The sequence below is a fragment of the Halobacillus sp. K22 genome (assembly GCF_052246795.1).
Classification (GTDB): Bacteria; Bacillota; Bacilli; order Bacillales; family Halobacillaceae; genus Halobacillus.
In genome coordinates this window covers 89,470-104,797 of sequence record NZ_JBQQCN010000001.1, presented here as the reverse complement: position 1 = coordinate 104,797, position 15,328 = coordinate 89,470, and the positions used below count along the sequence as shown (strand labels likewise).

General features: G+C 40.2%; 15 protein-coding genes. 14 read left to right on the top strand and 1 reads right to left on the bottom strand.

Features of this window, described 5'->3' with window-relative positions:
• The first annotated feature begins 4 nt into the window (after window positions 1-4).
• The 13 genes from ACTWPM_RS00505 to spo0A all read left to right on the top strand — a co-directional run bounded on the left by ACTWPM_RS00505 (window position 5) and on the right by spo0A (window position 13,039).
• Window positions 5-406, top strand: coding sequence for an Asp23/Gls24 family envelope stress response protein (locus ACTWPM_RS00505; RefSeq protein ID WP_443131113.1), 402 nt, complete (start codon window positions 5-7; stop codon window positions 404-406).
• Window positions 407-547: 141 nt separating this feature from the next.
• Window positions 548-925 carry a transcription antitermination factor NusB gene (nusB, locus tag ACTWPM_RS00500; RefSeq protein WP_443131112.1) on the top strand — a complete coding sequence of 126 codons (378 nt, stop codon included), beginning with the start codon at window positions 548-550 and terminating at the stop codon, window positions 923-925.
• A gap of 22 nt (window positions 926-947) precedes the next feature.
• Entirely contained in the window at window positions 948-1,802 is an 855-nt protein-coding gene (folD, locus tag ACTWPM_RS00495) for a bifunctional methylenetetrahydrofolate dehydrogenase/methenyltetrahydrofolate cyclohydrolase FolD (protein ID WP_443131111.1), read from the top strand.
• A gap of 12 nt (window positions 1,803-1,814) precedes the next feature.
• Entirely contained in the window at window positions 1,815-3,161 is a 1,347-nt protein-coding gene (gene xseA / locus ACTWPM_RS00490) for an exodeoxyribonuclease VII large subunit (RefSeq protein WP_443131110.1), read from the top strand.
• Window positions 3,158-3,394 carry an exodeoxyribonuclease VII small subunit gene (locus ACTWPM_RS00485; protein ID WP_443131109.1) on the top strand — a complete coding sequence of 79 codons (237 nt, stop codon included), beginning with the start codon at window positions 3,158-3,160 and terminating at the stop codon, window positions 3,392-3,394. Before xseA ends, ACTWPM_RS00485 begins: the two co-directional genes overlap by 4 nt.
• Window positions 3,391-4,275 (top strand): polyprenyl synthetase family protein, encoded by an 885-nt coding sequence (locus tag ACTWPM_RS00480; RefSeq protein WP_443131108.1) that lies wholly within the window; start codon window positions 3,391-3,393, stop codon window positions 4,273-4,275. The genes ACTWPM_RS00485 and ACTWPM_RS00480 overlap by 4 nt, the downstream gene beginning before the upstream one ends.
• A 702-nt stretch (window positions 4,276-4,977) precedes the next feature.
• The gene (locus ACTWPM_RS00475; RefSeq protein ID WP_443131317.1) at window positions 4,978-5,577 is read left to right on the top strand and encodes a hypothetical protein; all 600 of its coding nucleotides are present in this window, start codon (window positions 4,978-4,980) and stop codon (window positions 5,575-5,577) included.
• Window positions 5,578-5,595: 18 nt separating this feature from the next.
• Entirely contained in the window at window positions 5,596-7,488 is a 1,893-nt protein-coding gene (dxs, locus tag ACTWPM_RS00470; RefSeq protein WP_443131107.1) for a 1-deoxy-D-xylulose-5-phosphate synthase, read from the top strand.
• Between the two features lie 3 nt (window positions 7,489-7,491).
• Window positions 7,492-8,304, top strand: a complete 813-nt coding sequence (locus ACTWPM_RS00465) for a TlyA family RNA methyltransferase (protein WP_443131106.1) — start codon at window positions 7,492-7,494, stop codon at window positions 8,302-8,304.
• 67 nt (window positions 8,305-8,371) lie between these two features.
• Window positions 8,372-8,821 (top strand): transcriptional regulator AhrC/ArgR, encoded by a 450-nt coding sequence (gene ahrC, locus ACTWPM_RS00460; RefSeq protein WP_443131105.1) that lies wholly within the window; start codon window positions 8,372-8,374, stop codon window positions 8,819-8,821.
• 17 nt (window positions 8,822-8,838) lie between these two features.
• Window positions 8,839-10,566, top strand: a complete 1,728-nt coding sequence (gene recN, locus ACTWPM_RS00455; protein ID WP_443131104.1) for a DNA repair protein RecN — start codon at window positions 8,839-8,841, stop codon at window positions 10,564-10,566.
• A 231-nt stretch (window positions 10,567-10,797) separates the two neighbouring features.
• The gene (gene spoIVB / locus ACTWPM_RS00450; protein WP_443131103.1) at window positions 10,798-12,042 is read left to right on the top strand and encodes a SpoIVB peptidase; all 1,245 of its coding nucleotides are present in this window, start codon (window positions 10,798-10,800) and stop codon (window positions 12,040-12,042) included.
• Window positions 12,043-12,259: 217 nt separating this feature from the next.
• Window positions 12,260-13,039: a sporulation transcription factor Spo0A gene (gene spo0A / locus ACTWPM_RS00445; protein WP_443131102.1), complete on the top strand. Its 780-nt coding sequence runs from the start codon at window positions 12,260-12,262 to the stop codon at window positions 13,037-13,039.
• 351 nt (window positions 13,040-13,390) lie between these two features.
• Here the strand turns inward: spo0A and ACTWPM_RS00440 are convergent, their stop codons facing one another.
• Window positions 13,391-13,666: a hypothetical protein gene (locus tag ACTWPM_RS00440; RefSeq protein ID WP_443131101.1), complete on the bottom strand. Its 276-nt coding sequence runs from the start codon at window positions 13,664-13,666 to the stop codon at window positions 13,391-13,393.
• Between the two features lie 201 nt (window positions 13,667-13,867).
• Here ACTWPM_RS00440 and ACTWPM_RS00435 point away from each other — a divergent pair, with 201 nt between their 5' ends.
• Complete coding sequence (locus ACTWPM_RS00435) at window positions 13,868-15,220, top strand: aspartate kinase (protein ID WP_443131100.1); 1,353 nt, start codon at window positions 13,868-13,870, stop codon at window positions 15,218-15,220.
• Window positions 15,221-15,328: the final 108 nt, after the last annotated feature.

The following is a 15,328-nucleotide window of genomic DNA, read 5'->3' as shown; positions in this document are numbered from 1 at the left end:
CATTGTGAGTGAGAAGCAATTGTTGAATGTGACGGATGGATCGACACTTGGTAATATCGAGATTGCTCCTGAAGTCATAGAAGTAATTGCCGGTATAGCAGTTTCTGAAGTAGCCGGTGTAGCTTCCATGCGTGGTAATTTCGCTTCTGGAGTTGTTGAGCGTCTGGGAAAAAAAGACCATGGTAAAGGTGTTAAAGTAGAGCTTACAGAAGGTGGAATACTTATAGATGCCTATGTTGTTATGGACTACGGAATTTCAATTCCCGATACGGCTCAAAAAATACAGGACAATACTCGTCAAGCACTCAAAAATATGACAGCACTTGAGATCAATGAAATAAATGTCCATATTGTAGGAGTACAAATTGAAGCGAAGGAAGACGAAATCATCGGTGAAGAAGTTTAGCAGGAGGCCGGAAAAGGGAGCCATTTCCCTTTCCGGCCTTTTCATCTTCTAAATTGAGTTTCTGAATCCTCAGGTTGGAATGGCTTTTATTGTACTAAAATGTTATTATGCAAACGGATATTACCTAAAAGGAGAATGAACATGAAACGACGTGCAGCACGAGAAAAGGCTTTTCAGGCGCTTTTTCAAATCAACAATAGTGAGATCGATATCGAGGAAGCGATTCAACATGTAATTGAGGAGCCTGTGGTCGATGCTTTTATGCATGATTTGGTACACGGTGTAGCAAATCATCAGACAGAGATTGACCAATGGATCTCGGACAACCTGGTAAATTGGACCTTTTCTCGACTTCCGAAGGTAGAAAAAACGGTCTTAAGAATGGCAGCTTACGAAATAAAGTACAATGAAGATGTTCCATCACAAGTAGCGATCAATGAAGCCGTAGAATTAGCGAAGATTTTCGGTGAGGAAGAATCCGGAAAGTTCGTGAATGGTGTACTCTCTAAAATGATCTAAATATAAGCAAGGGGGATGCGAAATGTCAGCTGAAGTAATTTATGGAAAACAATTGGCCGAAGAGCTTAGGGAAGAGATGAAAGAAGAAGTTAAGGGATTAAAGGAAAACGGAATTCATCCGAAACTAGTAGTGGTTATTATAGGAGAGGACCCGGCATCTATGTCATATGTAAGAGGGAAACAACGAGCCTCTGAAAAAGTAGGACTGGACTCCGAATTAATTGAACTGCCGGAAACGACATCAGAACAAGAACTGTTAGAACTTATCGAAAGGCTGAACCAGGATCAAACTGTTCATGGAATTCTGGTTCAGCTGCCTTTGCCTTCCCAAATTGCAGACCAAAAAGTAATTGAAGCCATAGATCCGAAAAAAGATGTAGATGGCTTCCATCCTAGTAATGTGGGTAAGATGATGACAGGACAGGAGACGTTTTACCCTTGTACTCCTTACGGGATTTTGGTGATGCTTGAGCGGGCAGATATCAGTCTGGAAGGAAAGCACGTAGTAATCATTGGGAGAAGTAATCTCGTTGGCAAACCGGTAGGACAGCTTTTGCTAAATGAAAATGCTACCGTAACTCATTGCCATTCCCGTACAAAAAATTTACGGGAGCACACGAAAAAAGCGGATATATTAATTGTGGCTGCCGGAAAACCAGGTTTAATTTCGGCGGATGATATTAGCGAAGGAGCTGTCGTAATTGATGTGGGTGTAAATCGCGTAGAGGGGAAATTGACTGGGGATGTACAATTTGAATCCGCTCGTCAAAAAGCTTCTTACATCACTCCTGTACCTAAAGGAGTAGGACCGATGACCATCACCATGCTCTTACACAACACGATTAAAGCTGCAAAACGAATACACAATAATCAGTAAGGGGACTTTCGTGTGAACGACCAATATCTTACGGTAACGGCACTCACTAAATACATTAAGCGTAAACTTTCGGGAGATCCACATCTAAAGACCGTCTGGCTTAGGGGAGAAATTTCAAACTTCAAGCACCATAGTCGGGGGCATATGTACTTATCTTTAAAAGATGATGCTGCAAGGATTCAAGCTGTCATGTTTGCAGGTAACAATCGAGGCCTTAAATTCAACCCCGAGAATGGAATGAATGTTCTCATTAAAGGCGAAATAAATGTTTATGAGCCGATGGGACAGTATCAACTTTATATAAAAGAAATGCAGCCTGATGGAATTGGCGCGTTGTACTTAGCATTTGAGCAATTAAAGGAAAAACTTGAACAAGAGGGCCTTTTCGCATTAGAACGTAAAAAAAACATTCCTGCTTATCCAAACCACATTGGTGTTATTACCTCACCTACAGGAGCAGCTGTCAGAGATATTTTAACGACCATTAAACGTAGATATCCTGTGGTCCCCGTCTCAATTCTTCCTGTCCTCGTTCAAGGTGAAAGAGCAGCCACATCAGTGGCCAACGCCATTCAATATGCCAATCATAACCTTGATTGTGATGTTTTGATTGTTGGGCGTGGAGGGGGCTCGATTGAAGACTTATGGGGCTTTAATGAGGAAATTGTCGCAAGAGCCATTGCTGATTCTTCTATTCCTGTTATTTCCGCTGTTGGCCATGAAACGGATACGACAATTAGTGATTTTGCAGCAGACCTGAGAGCCGCTACACCTACAGGTGCAGCAGAGCTGGCGGTTCCTTCCTTAATAGAACTGCAAGACAATGTTCGTTCATTGAAGCACCGCCTCATGCGGTTCATGGAGTCCAGATCAGTAGAAGACAGACAAAGACTGAATAGGTTACAAAAGTCTTACGCTTTTAAATATCCAGAACAGCTGCTGCGTCAGAAAGAACAGGACCTGGATCGTATGATGGAAAGACACTCCATGCAGATGAAACTGATCCACTCACAGCAGACTGAAAAATGGAAGAATATTCGTAATCGGTTAAAGCAGCAGGGTCCAGGGACTCAAATTAAAGAAAGTAAAGACCGATTGAACAAACAGACCAGGCAATTACAGCTTCGCTTTAAAGAAGCATTAAATTCTAAAAAAGATCAGTTTCATAATCGTCTTGATAAATTATCTTTGCTGAACCCGCTAGAAATTATGAAGCGAGGATACGCTATCCCATTTAAAGAAGATGGAAATGTTGTTAAAGAAACAAGTCACGTAAAACAAGGTGCAAGGTTAGCCTTGAAAGTTCACGATGGTACCATCAATTGTGAAGTTTTGGACGTAGAGGAGGATGAAGAATGAGCGAAAAAGAAAAGCAGCTGAGTTTTGAAGAAGCAATGAAGCAGCTGGAAGAACTGGTTGAAAAATTGGAAACAGGAGAAGTGCCGCTTGAAAAAGCTATACAGTATTATCAAGAAGGCATGAAGCTGTCTAAAATCTGCAGTGAAAAATTAGGAAATGTAGAAAATCAAATGCAGCAGATCCTGAACGAACACGGCGAATTTGAATCTTTCTCTATCCAGGAAGAAGAATGACTGTGATTTTATCAGATTATCTGTTAGAGAAGCGGCAGCTGATCAATGAGCAATTAATTCACTATGTAAGGGATTATACCGTTCCTGGCCGGCTTCAGGATGCTATGCTTTACTCCATTGAAGCGGGTGGAAAAAGATTACGTCCTATTCTCTTATTAGCTACAGCTGAAGCTTTTGGTGCAAAAGCCGATAAGGCCATGGCTGTTGCCTGCGGACTTGAAATGATCCACACCTATTCTTTGATTCATGATGATCTTCCTGCGATGGATAATGATGATTTCCGAAGAGGGTTACCCACGAGCCACCGCCGCTTTGATGAGGCCACAGCTATTCTTGCTGGAGACGCGCTACTTACCTTAAGTTCTGAAATTATTGTGAATGATCAAGAGCTTAATGATCGGGAAAGGGTTTTTCTGATACAAGAATTATCCAAAGCCAGCGGCGCCTCAGGTATGGTTGAAGGTCAAATGCAGGACATGCTCAGCGAAGACAAACAAATATCACTTGAAGAGTTAGAGAATATTCACAAAAAAAAGACTGGTAAGTTGTTGAAATTTGCTATTATTGCAGGCGCGTTTCTCGGAAATGCTTCAGATGAAAAATTCGAAGAAATGAATAAAATGGGGGTAGCCCTGGGGCTGATTTTTCAAATTCAGGACGATATTTTAGATGTAACAGGTGATGCTGAAAAAATTGGGAAACCCGTTGGTAGTGATGAAGGCAATAGAAAGAGTACTTACCCCCAGTTGCTAGGTCTTATCGGAGCTCGTGAGCAAATGGAATCTTATGTGGAAACGGCTCAAGCTGCACTTAAAAACGCAGGTGTAAACCAGACGATTTTATCTGAGCTCATCCACTATTTAAGCAGTCGCGATCATTAAAAACGTTTTAGATTGAGCACGGATTTAGAATGTGATATATTATGATTAGTAAGGAATGGTGCAGTATTCTAGTCGGCCCTCCGGTCCTGAAGGCGGGCCTAAAAATCCGCCAAAGGGCATATCGATGAAGTTCCTTGTGTTGGCTTGAGGCGCCCAGCCTTGGGTCGATGCTGGGAGTTAAGGTTGCAGGGCGATCCACAAAGGCATGTGGGCGTTGACCCTGCTTCCGCGGAGGCCCATCTCTGTAAGGATCCCTGAGCCAGGGGTCCTTATGGAATGGGGTATGAACCTGCAGTATATGGAGTAATATCTATATGCGCAGCGTAGCCTGCCTTGAGTGGTTCTGAGGGGATTATAGTTAATGAATGTCATAGTACTTCGGATGGCCACTGAAGACTTGATGTGTAAGCTACATGAAATCAGAACTGCAAAAGAGGCTAAGGATCGGTTAAAGGCTGTTGGGGAAATCCCCTAGGCTGTTCTATTTAGTACATGTAACAGGAATTATAGTGCGGACTAAGTGGCAATCTAGTCCAGCTTTCGGAAACGGAGCTGAGTTGAGCTTAAAGGGGAACCGCCAGAGTGGTGACACTCGGTGCTTAATTGGGAAAACCTACTAGACCTAAGCCGCAATTTTTACCTGTTACGTGACCATTCCTTTCGCTACATAATGAAGTCAATTAAAGGATATAGAGGTTGAGAATGGACAATAAATTAAAAAAATCCTTAAAATTCAGTTTAAGTATTGCCGTTATCACATTCGTGTTAGCGGCTATTTTTTCAGTTATATCATCTTCCGTTTTAAGTGAAGTTATATGGTTTATTGGGCTTGTTATCGTTTTCATTATTGTGTTCACAGGTGTTATATTTGATATGTTAGGAATAGCAGCCGCAGCTGCTCATGAGAAGCCTTTCCACGCGATGGCATCAGAAAAAGTATCAGGAGCAAAGGAAGCCATCATTATCGTTAGGAACGCTGATAGGTTTGCTAGTTTTTGTAACGATGTTATTGGAGATATTTCTGGTATAGTAAGTGGGACGGCATCAGCGATTGTAGTTCTGCAAGTGGTAAACGTATTAGGATACAATGATGGTTCTACAGTACAGATTACGATATCTGTAATTTTAACGAGTATAGTAGCGGCACTTACTGTAGGTGGCAAAGCATTAGGTAAATTCTTTGCCATTAACTCCTCAACTAAAATCATTTTCTTCGCCGCAAGAGTCATTGCATGGCTGGAGTCAACTACAAAAATCAGGATCTTATCAAGCGCGTCGTCATCCAATAAAAAAACAAGATAATTACAAGGGGGTCCATTAATGGATCTGAGTAAAATTGATAATCCTTCACTACTGAAGGAAATGAACACAAAACAACTTGAAGATTTAGCAGAGGAAATGCGACAGTTTTTAATTGGCAATCTTGCCACTACGGGTGGGCATTTAGGCGCTAACCTGGGTGTGGTAGAGCTTACACTTGCTCTGCATAAAGTTTATAACAGCCCGCAGGACCGGTTGTTGTGGGATGTCGGGCATCAGTCTTATATTCATAAGATACTTACTGGGCGCGGAGACCAATTCAGTACATTACGAAAGTATAGAGGTTTATGCGGTTTTCCAAAAAGGATTGAGAGTGAACATGACATTTGGGAAACAGGGCACAGTTCTACCTCCTTATCCGCTGCTATGGGGATGGCGATTGCACGTGATTTAAAAAATGAAGACCATTCTATCCTCCCGGTAATTGGGGATGGTGCATTGACGGGAGGAATGGCTCTTGAAGCACTGAACCATATTGGTCATGAGAAAAAGAGCGTAACCGTTATCCTTAATGATAATGAAATGTCGATAGCTAAGAACGTCGGCGCTCTTCATGGAGCTTTAGGACGAATGAGAAGTGCAGGGAAGTACAATCGTGCTAAAGATGATTTGGAATGGCTGCTTAAGAAGATTCCTGCCGTGGGTGGAAGAATTGCTCAAGCCGCAGAGCGTTTAAAAGATAGTATGAAATATTTCGTTGTGCCGGGAATGTTCTTTGAGGAACTTGGCTTTACTTACTACGGTCCGGTAGACGGACATGATTTTGAAGATCTGATGGAAAACTTAAACTATGCGAAAAAAACCGAGGGTCCAGTCATTGTTCACGTTATGACTCAAAAAGGCAAAGGGTATCACCCAGCTGAAAATGACGTTAAAGATAAATGGCACGGTGTAGGCCCTTATAAGATTGAATCTGGAGAAAAAATAAAACCATCTTCAGCTCCTCCGGCGTGGAGTTCTGTAATTAGTGAAGCGCTAAGCAAAGAAGCACGTACAGATAACCGCATTGTCGCTGTAACGCCTGCTATGATTCTTGGATCTAAACTTGAAAAATTCGGTGAGGAGTTTCCTGATCGATTATATGATGTAGGTATTGCAGAACAGCATGCTACTACACTATCGGCAGGTTTGGCTACCCAGGGCATGAAACCCTTCCTGGCTATTTATTCAACCTTCCTCCAAAGGGGATACGATCAAGTTATTCACGATGTTGCCAGACAAAACCTGAATGTGATTTTTGGTATTGATCGTGCCGGACTTGTTGGAGCCGACGGTGAAACCCATCAGGGGGTGTTTGATATATCCTTCCTCCGCTCCGTTCCTAATATGGTCATTTCCATGCCAAAAGACGAAAATGAGGCTCAACATCTCGTGCATACCGCGGTTAAGTATGATGATGGCCCAATTGCTATACGGTACCCTCGGGGTAATGCGGAAGGCGTGAATGTAGATGAAGAACTCCACACCATCCCGATTGGCAGCTGGGAAGTTCTTAAAGATGGAAAAGACGGAGTTATTCTAACTTTTGGGACGACAATCAAAATGGCTCTAGAAGCAAGTGAACAGCTTGAAGAAGAAGGGCTATCTGTGTGTGTTGTGAATGCCAGATTTATGAAACCTCTGGATAATTCCATGCTTCATGATCTTATGAAAAAAGACATTCCTGTACTTACTGTTGAGGAAGCAGTGCTACAAGGTGGCTTTGGGTCTAGTGTCTTGGAATTTGCGGCAGAAGAAGGGTACAGGTCTCAATGGATAAGACGTATGGGCGTTCCAGATCGTTTTATAGAACATGGAAATGTACCTGAACTGTGGGAAGAAATCGGTTTAACGAAGGAAAAAATAATTGAAAATTTAAAAGAAATGATTCCGACTAAACAGCAGAGGGCTTAATAAATGGGAAGAAAAATTCGTTTAGATGTTTTATTAGTGGAAAAAGGATATATTGAAACAAGAGAAAAGGCAAAACGCACAATAATGGCCGGGCTGGTTTTTTCAGAACAAGAACGTCTGGACAAACCTGGAGTAAAAGTAGATGAAGACCTTCCGATCACGGTAAAAGGGAAAGCTATTCCTTATGTAAGCAGAGGTGGGCTTAAACTGGAAAAAGCTCTCAAAGAATTTAATATTGATGTTAAAGATAAGGTAATGATTGACATTGGATCATCTACGGGGGGCTTTACTGATTGTGGTCTAAAAAACGGGATTAAAATGAGCTATGCGATAGATGTTGGTTATAATCAGCTTGACTGGGGATTGAGAAACCACCCTCAAGTCCTAGTGATGGAACGGACAAACTTTCGTTATGTAACAATGGAAGATTTAGCTTATGGCCAACCTGAATTCGCATCTATCGATGTATCATTTATTTCTCTGCGTATTATTCTGCCTGTTCTTGCCAAGCTCCTAATTCTAGGAGGAGATGTGGCAGCACTCATTAAACCTCAATTTGAAGCAGGTCGGGAACAGGTTGGCAAAAAAGGGATTGTAAAAGATGCCAAGGTTCATACTGATGTCATTCATAATATTCTCGGATTCGCTAAACAGCATGGCTTTTCTTCGAAGGGATTAACCTTTTCTCCTATTACAGGAGGAGATGGAAATATAGAATTTTTAGTACATCTTTGTCTTGATGGGGCCAGAATGGAACTAACCAAGGCTGAGGTGGATGACGTGGTTAAAAACGCGCATGAAGCACACAATGGATAAAACAGGTTTGAAGGGGCTTTTTTAATAGCCCTTTTACTTTGGATGGTTTTTGAAACGGAGGATTACCATGAACAAGGGACAGCGTCACATAAAGATACGAGAGTTGATTACCAATGATGATATTGAAACACAAGATGAACTGGTGGATCGATTAAAGGGAATGGGTTATAACGTAACACAGGCGACAGTTTCCCGTGATATTAAGGAACTGCATCTTGTGAAAGTGCCAATGATGGATGGCCGTTACAAATACAGTCTCCCGGCGGATCAACGCTTCAACCCGTTTGAAAAGCTCAAGCGCTTAATGATGGATGCTTTCGTTAGTATAGATCGAGCAGGACACTTTATCATTCTAAAAACACTTCCTGGTAATGCGAATGCTGTTGGAGCACTTGTAGATAATCTAGAATGGGAAGAAATAATGGGTACAATTTGCGGGGATGATACTTGTCTCATCATCTGCCGAAGTGAGCAACAGACTGAAACTATAAGTGAACAATTGCTAAATATGCTATAACTGAGGTGGAGCGTTTCATGCTAACTGAATTATCAATTCGTGATTTTGCAATCATCGATCATATTTCAATCACTTTTAAAGAAGGTTTGACAGTATTAACAGGTGAAACAGGTGCGGGTAAGTCAATTATCATTGATGCTATTCAATTATTATCCGGTGGAAGAGGATCTGTTGAGTTTGTACGTCATGGAGCAAAAAAAGCTGAAATTGAAGGTTTATTTACTGTAGAACCGGACCATCCTATTCACAACAAGACCGAACAATTCGGTGTAGATATTAGTGAAGACGGAATGGTTGTACTTAACCGTGCCATTACCCACCAAGGGAAAAGTATTTGCCGGGTTAATGGTAAATTAGTAACTCTCGGAATACTAAAAGAATTTGGCCGGACTCTGATTGATATCCATAGTCAACATGAGACGCAATCGCTAATGGATCCAGAAAGGCACATTGAACTTCTGGATTTGTTTGCATCCTCTGAAATGAAGTCCTCGATGCAGGAATATCGAAGGGTATATGAAAAATATCGTACGTTAGTGAATCGATATAAAGAACTGAGCGAAAATGAACAGGAAATGGCTCAGCGTCTTGATCTATTAGATTTCCAGCTTCGAGAACTCCAGGAAGCTGAACTTCAGCCGAAAGAAGACGAGGAGTTAAGTGAAGAGCGAACCAAATTAAATAATTATGAAAAGATTTATCAAGGCATCCATGACGCTTATTATTCTCTTTATGGAGAGCAAAAAGGCCTTGATTGGCTAAGCCATGCTATGACCTCTCTTGAAAGCACAGCTGACTTTGACGATAGTTTATCTAAAATGTCTGAAGAACTTTCCAATTCCTATTATTTAATCGAGGAATTAACCTTTCAATTAAGTTCACAAATGGAGAACTTGGAGTTTGATCCTGAACGGTTAAATCAAATTGAAACCAGGTTGAATGAATTGAATCGTTTAAAGAAGAAGTATGGTGCAGACGTGGAGGAGATGCTGGAATATGCATCTAGAATAGAAGAAGAAATCGATGAGATTAGAAATAAAGATTCACGACTTGCCAATATGGAGAGTCAAATTGATGAACTTGGGCAGGATGCGGTATTAGAAGCAAAGGATCTTCATGATACCCGTAAGCGTGTTTCAGAATTGTTGACTGGTTATATTCATGACGAGTTAAAGGATTTATATTTAGAAAAAGCTGCTTTCGATGTTGATATCTCTATAAAAGAAGGGCGACAAACTGATCCAGTATTAGATGGTAAGCCAGTACGCCTACAATCCAACGGATTTGATTATGTTAAATTTTTAATTACAACGAATCCAGGTGAACCTCTAAGAGAAATACATAAAGTAGCTTCCGGAGGGGAAATGTCTAGAATTATGCTGGCTCTTAAACGTATATTCTCTCGACATCAAGGAGTAACAAGTGTCATTTTTGATGAAGTAGACACGGGAGTAAGCGGGCGTGTAGCTCAAGCTATAGCTGAGAAAATTTATGGTATATCAGAAGGGTCGCAAGTTCTTTGTATTTCTCATTTACCTCAAGTGGCTGCCATGGCAGATACTCATGTAAGAATTGAGAAACGGGTGGATAATGATCGTACTTACACAGGAGTTACGGAATTATCCCATCAGGAAAAAGCTGATGAATTATCACGAATGATTACAGGAGCAGAATTAACGGAGACAACACTTGAACATGCAAGAGAATTGTTGGAAATGGCACATAAACATAAATTAAATAAATGATATGACCATAATTTGGGGAAAATAAGCGTATGGATTTATCCATACGTTTTTTTTAATGGGACAGGAATAGGATTATCTTAATCCGTTAATTTATACTATGGTGAATGTTTCATTTCAAGGGAATCGGTACTATATTTACTCAGTTTATACTTGTTTAAAAACTGTCTTTGAAGACCACATTATAAGTAAGCCAAGAAAGTTGGTACTGGAGTAATAAGGAGTGTTGAACCCTTGAATTATAAGTTGACAAGTAAACATATATGTGGTTCTGTTCTCCTGCTGTTGATGCTTATATTACCTTTATTCAGCCCCCTTCAGAAATATTTAGCTATTCCAACAGAAGTGAAAGTAAGTACTTCTGATGAAATAGAGGCAGCACCGGTTTCGAGTCACCCTGACGAGGCCTGGACAGCATTTTCATCTACAAATGACAACCAGGTTTTTCATGAATTTGCCGGCGTTCCTTTGAAGAAAACGGACATTAAAAAGATGAAGGATATCCGATTGATCCCTGGTGGACAATCGGTAGGCGTAGAATTACACACAAAAGGAGTCCTGGTCGTAGGACACCACCTTGTAACGGGAGAAGCGGATGAGAAAACCTCTCCAGGTGAAGACGCCCGTGTTCAAGTCGGGGATATTTTGTTAAAAGGAAATGGTGAGGAACTCAATAGTATGGAGGATCTGTCATCCCTGGTAAAAGATGCAGGAAAAGATGGAAAAGCCATAGAATTTACGTTAAAAAGAAATAAAGAGATTATGACCACTACGATAAATCCATCGTTTAACAAACAAGAAAACGAATATCAGATTGGATTATATATCCGTGATTCTGCAGCTGGGATTGGAACAATGACGTTCTACCATCCAGATAGTAAAAAATATGGAGCTTTAGGCCATGTCATTTCAGATATGGATACAAAAAAGCCAATTGAAATTCATGAAGGCACTATTGTACGATCGCATGTTACTTCCATTGAAAAAGGAAGTCAGGGAGTGCCTGGTGAGAAGCGGGCTAAATTCTCCATAAAAGATGATCGTTTAGGAACAATAACTAAGAATACTTCTTTTGGCATCTTTGGAGAATTGGACGGATCTATGGATAATAAAACGTATCCTGACGGTCTGCCTGTTGGATATGCTGAACAGGTAGAGGAAGGTCCTGCTAAAATTCTTACAGTGTTAGATGGAGATAAGATGCAGACATTCGATGTAGAAATTGTCAGCAACATGCCTAAGAAAAGCCCTGTAACAAAAGGTATGATAGTAAAAATTACCGACCCTGATTTGCTTGATAAGACGGGTGGAATTGTACAGGGAATGAGTGGAAGCCCTATTATTCAAAATGGAAAAATTATTGGTGCAGTTACTCATGTGTTCGTTAATGATCCCACTAGCGGATATGGTGTTCATATTGAGTGGATGCTTCAAGAAGCCGGTATTGAAATATATGAAAAACAACAAAAAGCAAGTTAAAAAAAGGCGCTCTCAGAGAGCCTTTTTTTATTCGACAAAATTCGACACAAGTGTATTATAAATGTCGAATAACTGCGATTTTGTAAGTATTTTTAAGCATTTTGAAGATATCATCTATTTTTGAAATTTATTTGTTATAATGAAAAGGGATAGATTTCCTCAATGTCGAATATATGTATTCAAGCAGAAGAGGATAATTTTGTAAGGAGGAAGGTAAATGGAAAAAACACGAATTTGTTTAGCAGATGACAATAGGGAGTTAGTCAAACTTCTTCAGGAATATTTTGATGACACAAATGATATTGATGTGATTGGTACCAGTTATAATGGTAAGGATTGTCTTCAGATGGTGGAAGAGAAACAGCCGGAGGTTTTAATTCTAGATATTATTATGCCTCATTTAGATGGACTGGCAGTACTTGGAAGGCTTAAAGAATTTGATAAACAGCCTGAAGTAATTATGCTCACGGCTTTTGGCCAGGAAGAAGTAACTAAAAAAGCTGTAGAACTAGGTGCTGCTTATTTTATGATGAAGCCTTTTGACCTGGATCATCTTGGAGAACAGGTAAGACAAATCAAGCATGCGGGAGACCCGATTAACCGTGCACTTGGCAGCAGTTACACATCAACCAAATCTAAAAAGCCTGATCTTGATACCAGTATCACACATATCATCCATGAAGTTGGTGTCCCGGCTCATATCAAAGGATATCAATATTTACGTGAAGCGATTACAATGGTTTACCGTGACCTTGAACTACTTGGCTCAATTACAAAAGTCCTCTATCCTGACATCGCAACAAAATATAATACTACAGCCTCAAGAGTCGAACGCGCTATTCGTCATGCGATTGAAGTTGCTTGGAATCGTGGGAATATTGATGCTATATCTTCTTTATTCGGCTACACTATTTCGACTACAAAGGCCAAACCGACAAACAGCGAATTCATTGCGATGGTTGCAGATCGTTTACGGTTAGAACATAAGGCTTCGTAACTCGTGTTAAAAGAATAAATTAGAAAATTTTAAATAACGCCTTCTCAAGCCTTCTATTATCGGGTGAAGCTCACCCATCCGATAATAGAAGGTTTTTTATTTTTTTAACCATTACTTATAGGAAGGTTTTGGTGATAGTTGACCTTTACTCATTTTATCCAATTTCGGCAGAAGACTCCCTAATAAACTTATCCGTTAGAACCTGGAGATTTAAGTCCTGTGGAGGCCATCACCTACCATCGTCCTATATATTCTTTTAAATGTCGTGACTAGCCTAATTAATGAACAAACCATTAGTTTTGTGCTCTTAGGAAGGTTCCGCTTTAAAGAGGAGCGAGTAAGTGGGATAGTTCAAGACATTATCTTATGTATATCATGAGCAAGGATAGGATTATCGTATACTCCTTGATCTATGGCATTTAGATAGGGAATTAGGCAAAGATGAGCTCTATCATCCAGCAGATGAATCCCATGTCTTTTTATAAGTCGATAACTAAAAGGCAATTCTAAATACTGAAGGATCACATAGCGATGCCCCGTTTCAACAAATGTACACAATATTTCTATTTCACCGTTTTCAGGATAAAATCTTGATCCACCAAAACCATCCCTTCTATACACCATCAAATTCTGACCTCCTTCTCCAAAAAATTACATATATTTAAACCTGCACCTATTATACATCATTCACTATGGGATTTGCTTCCATTTTGAAAAAATAAAAAATGATAACTTAGGTTTTTAAACCATTTAGGTTCATTTTTAAGGCTGATTTGTGATACAATTCTTAATTATTAGTAACTTTGTTGATTAATGGGGTGTTTACATATGAAGGTAGTGAAATTTGGTGGAAGTTCTGTAGCTAATGCAGAACAAATAAAAAAAATTACGGACATTATAGAAGCAGATAGTGAAAGAAGTGTTATTGTAGTGTCTGCACCAGGTAAACGATATGGTGGAGATGAAAAAGTAACGGATCTTCTCATCAAACTTGGGGAGTCAATACGTGGGGCTTCTTTTGACAGAAACGTTTATGATCAAGTATTAAATCGATTTCGCAGTAATGTTAATGAACTTGATCTGCGAGAGGAAGTCTTTACGGCTGTCCAATCTAAGATTGATGATGCAATGGACTTGATTAAGGAGGGTGTACCTCATGGGATGGATGCTTTGAAATCCTGCGGTGAAGATGGATCGGCCTTAGTGATAAGCGCCTTCTTAACATCTAGAAACCAAAAAGCGTCTTATGTTAACCCTAAGGATGCAGGAATAATCGTTCGTAATCAATTGGGGGGTGCTCTTGTACACGAAGAGAGTTTTGAGAGGCTTTATCAATTGAGAGAGCGTGAAGGAGTCTTAGTTATCCCAGGATTCTTTGGCTTTACTCCCAATGGACAGCTAGTTACATTTTCTCGCGGCGGTTCAGATATAACGGGAGCCATAGTAGCTGCTGGGGTTAAAGCGGATCTTTATGAAAACTTTACGGATGTAGATTCTGTATATTGTGTGAATCCAAAAATTGTAGATCAGCCAAAACAGCTGACTTCTCTTACCTATAGGGAAATGCGTGAATTATCTTATGCTGGGTTTTCAGTTTTTCATGATGAAGCGCTAATCCCGGCTTTCAGAGAAAAAATTCCAGTATGCATAAAGAATACCAACAATCCAGAAGCTCCTGGAACAATGATAGTTGCAGAACAGCCGGACCGAGAAGGTCACGTAGTTGGTATAGCAAGCGACCATGGCTTTGTAAATATTTATGTAAGTAAATTCTTAATGAACAGAGAGATCGGGTTTGGACGCCGCTTACTACAGATTCTGGAAGATGAAGAGGTCTCGTTTGAACATGCACCTTCTGGTATAGACGATATGTCTGTCATTCTCAGGGATTATCAGCTTCCAAAAGAGAAGGAAGAAGTAGTGGTTCAGCGGATCAAAGATGAATTGGATGTTGATATGGTACTTATTGAGAGAGATATGGCTATGATTATGATTGTTGGGGAAGGTATGAACCAGGCTGTAGGGATAGCTAGCCAAGCTGCCACAGCTTTTAAGGAGGCAGGGGTTAATATTGAAATGATTAACCAGGGGTCTTCCGAAGTCTCCATGATGTTTGGTGTAAGATCTGAATCACTTACAGCCGCTGTTCAATCCCTTTACAAGAATTTTTTTGAACAATAATTAAAAAGCGCTACAATTAGCATACAAAAACGCACAGATAGTTGATCTGTGCGTTTTATTTTTACTCCTATTATAATGTATTCCCTTAATTTTTCTTGAATTCAAATC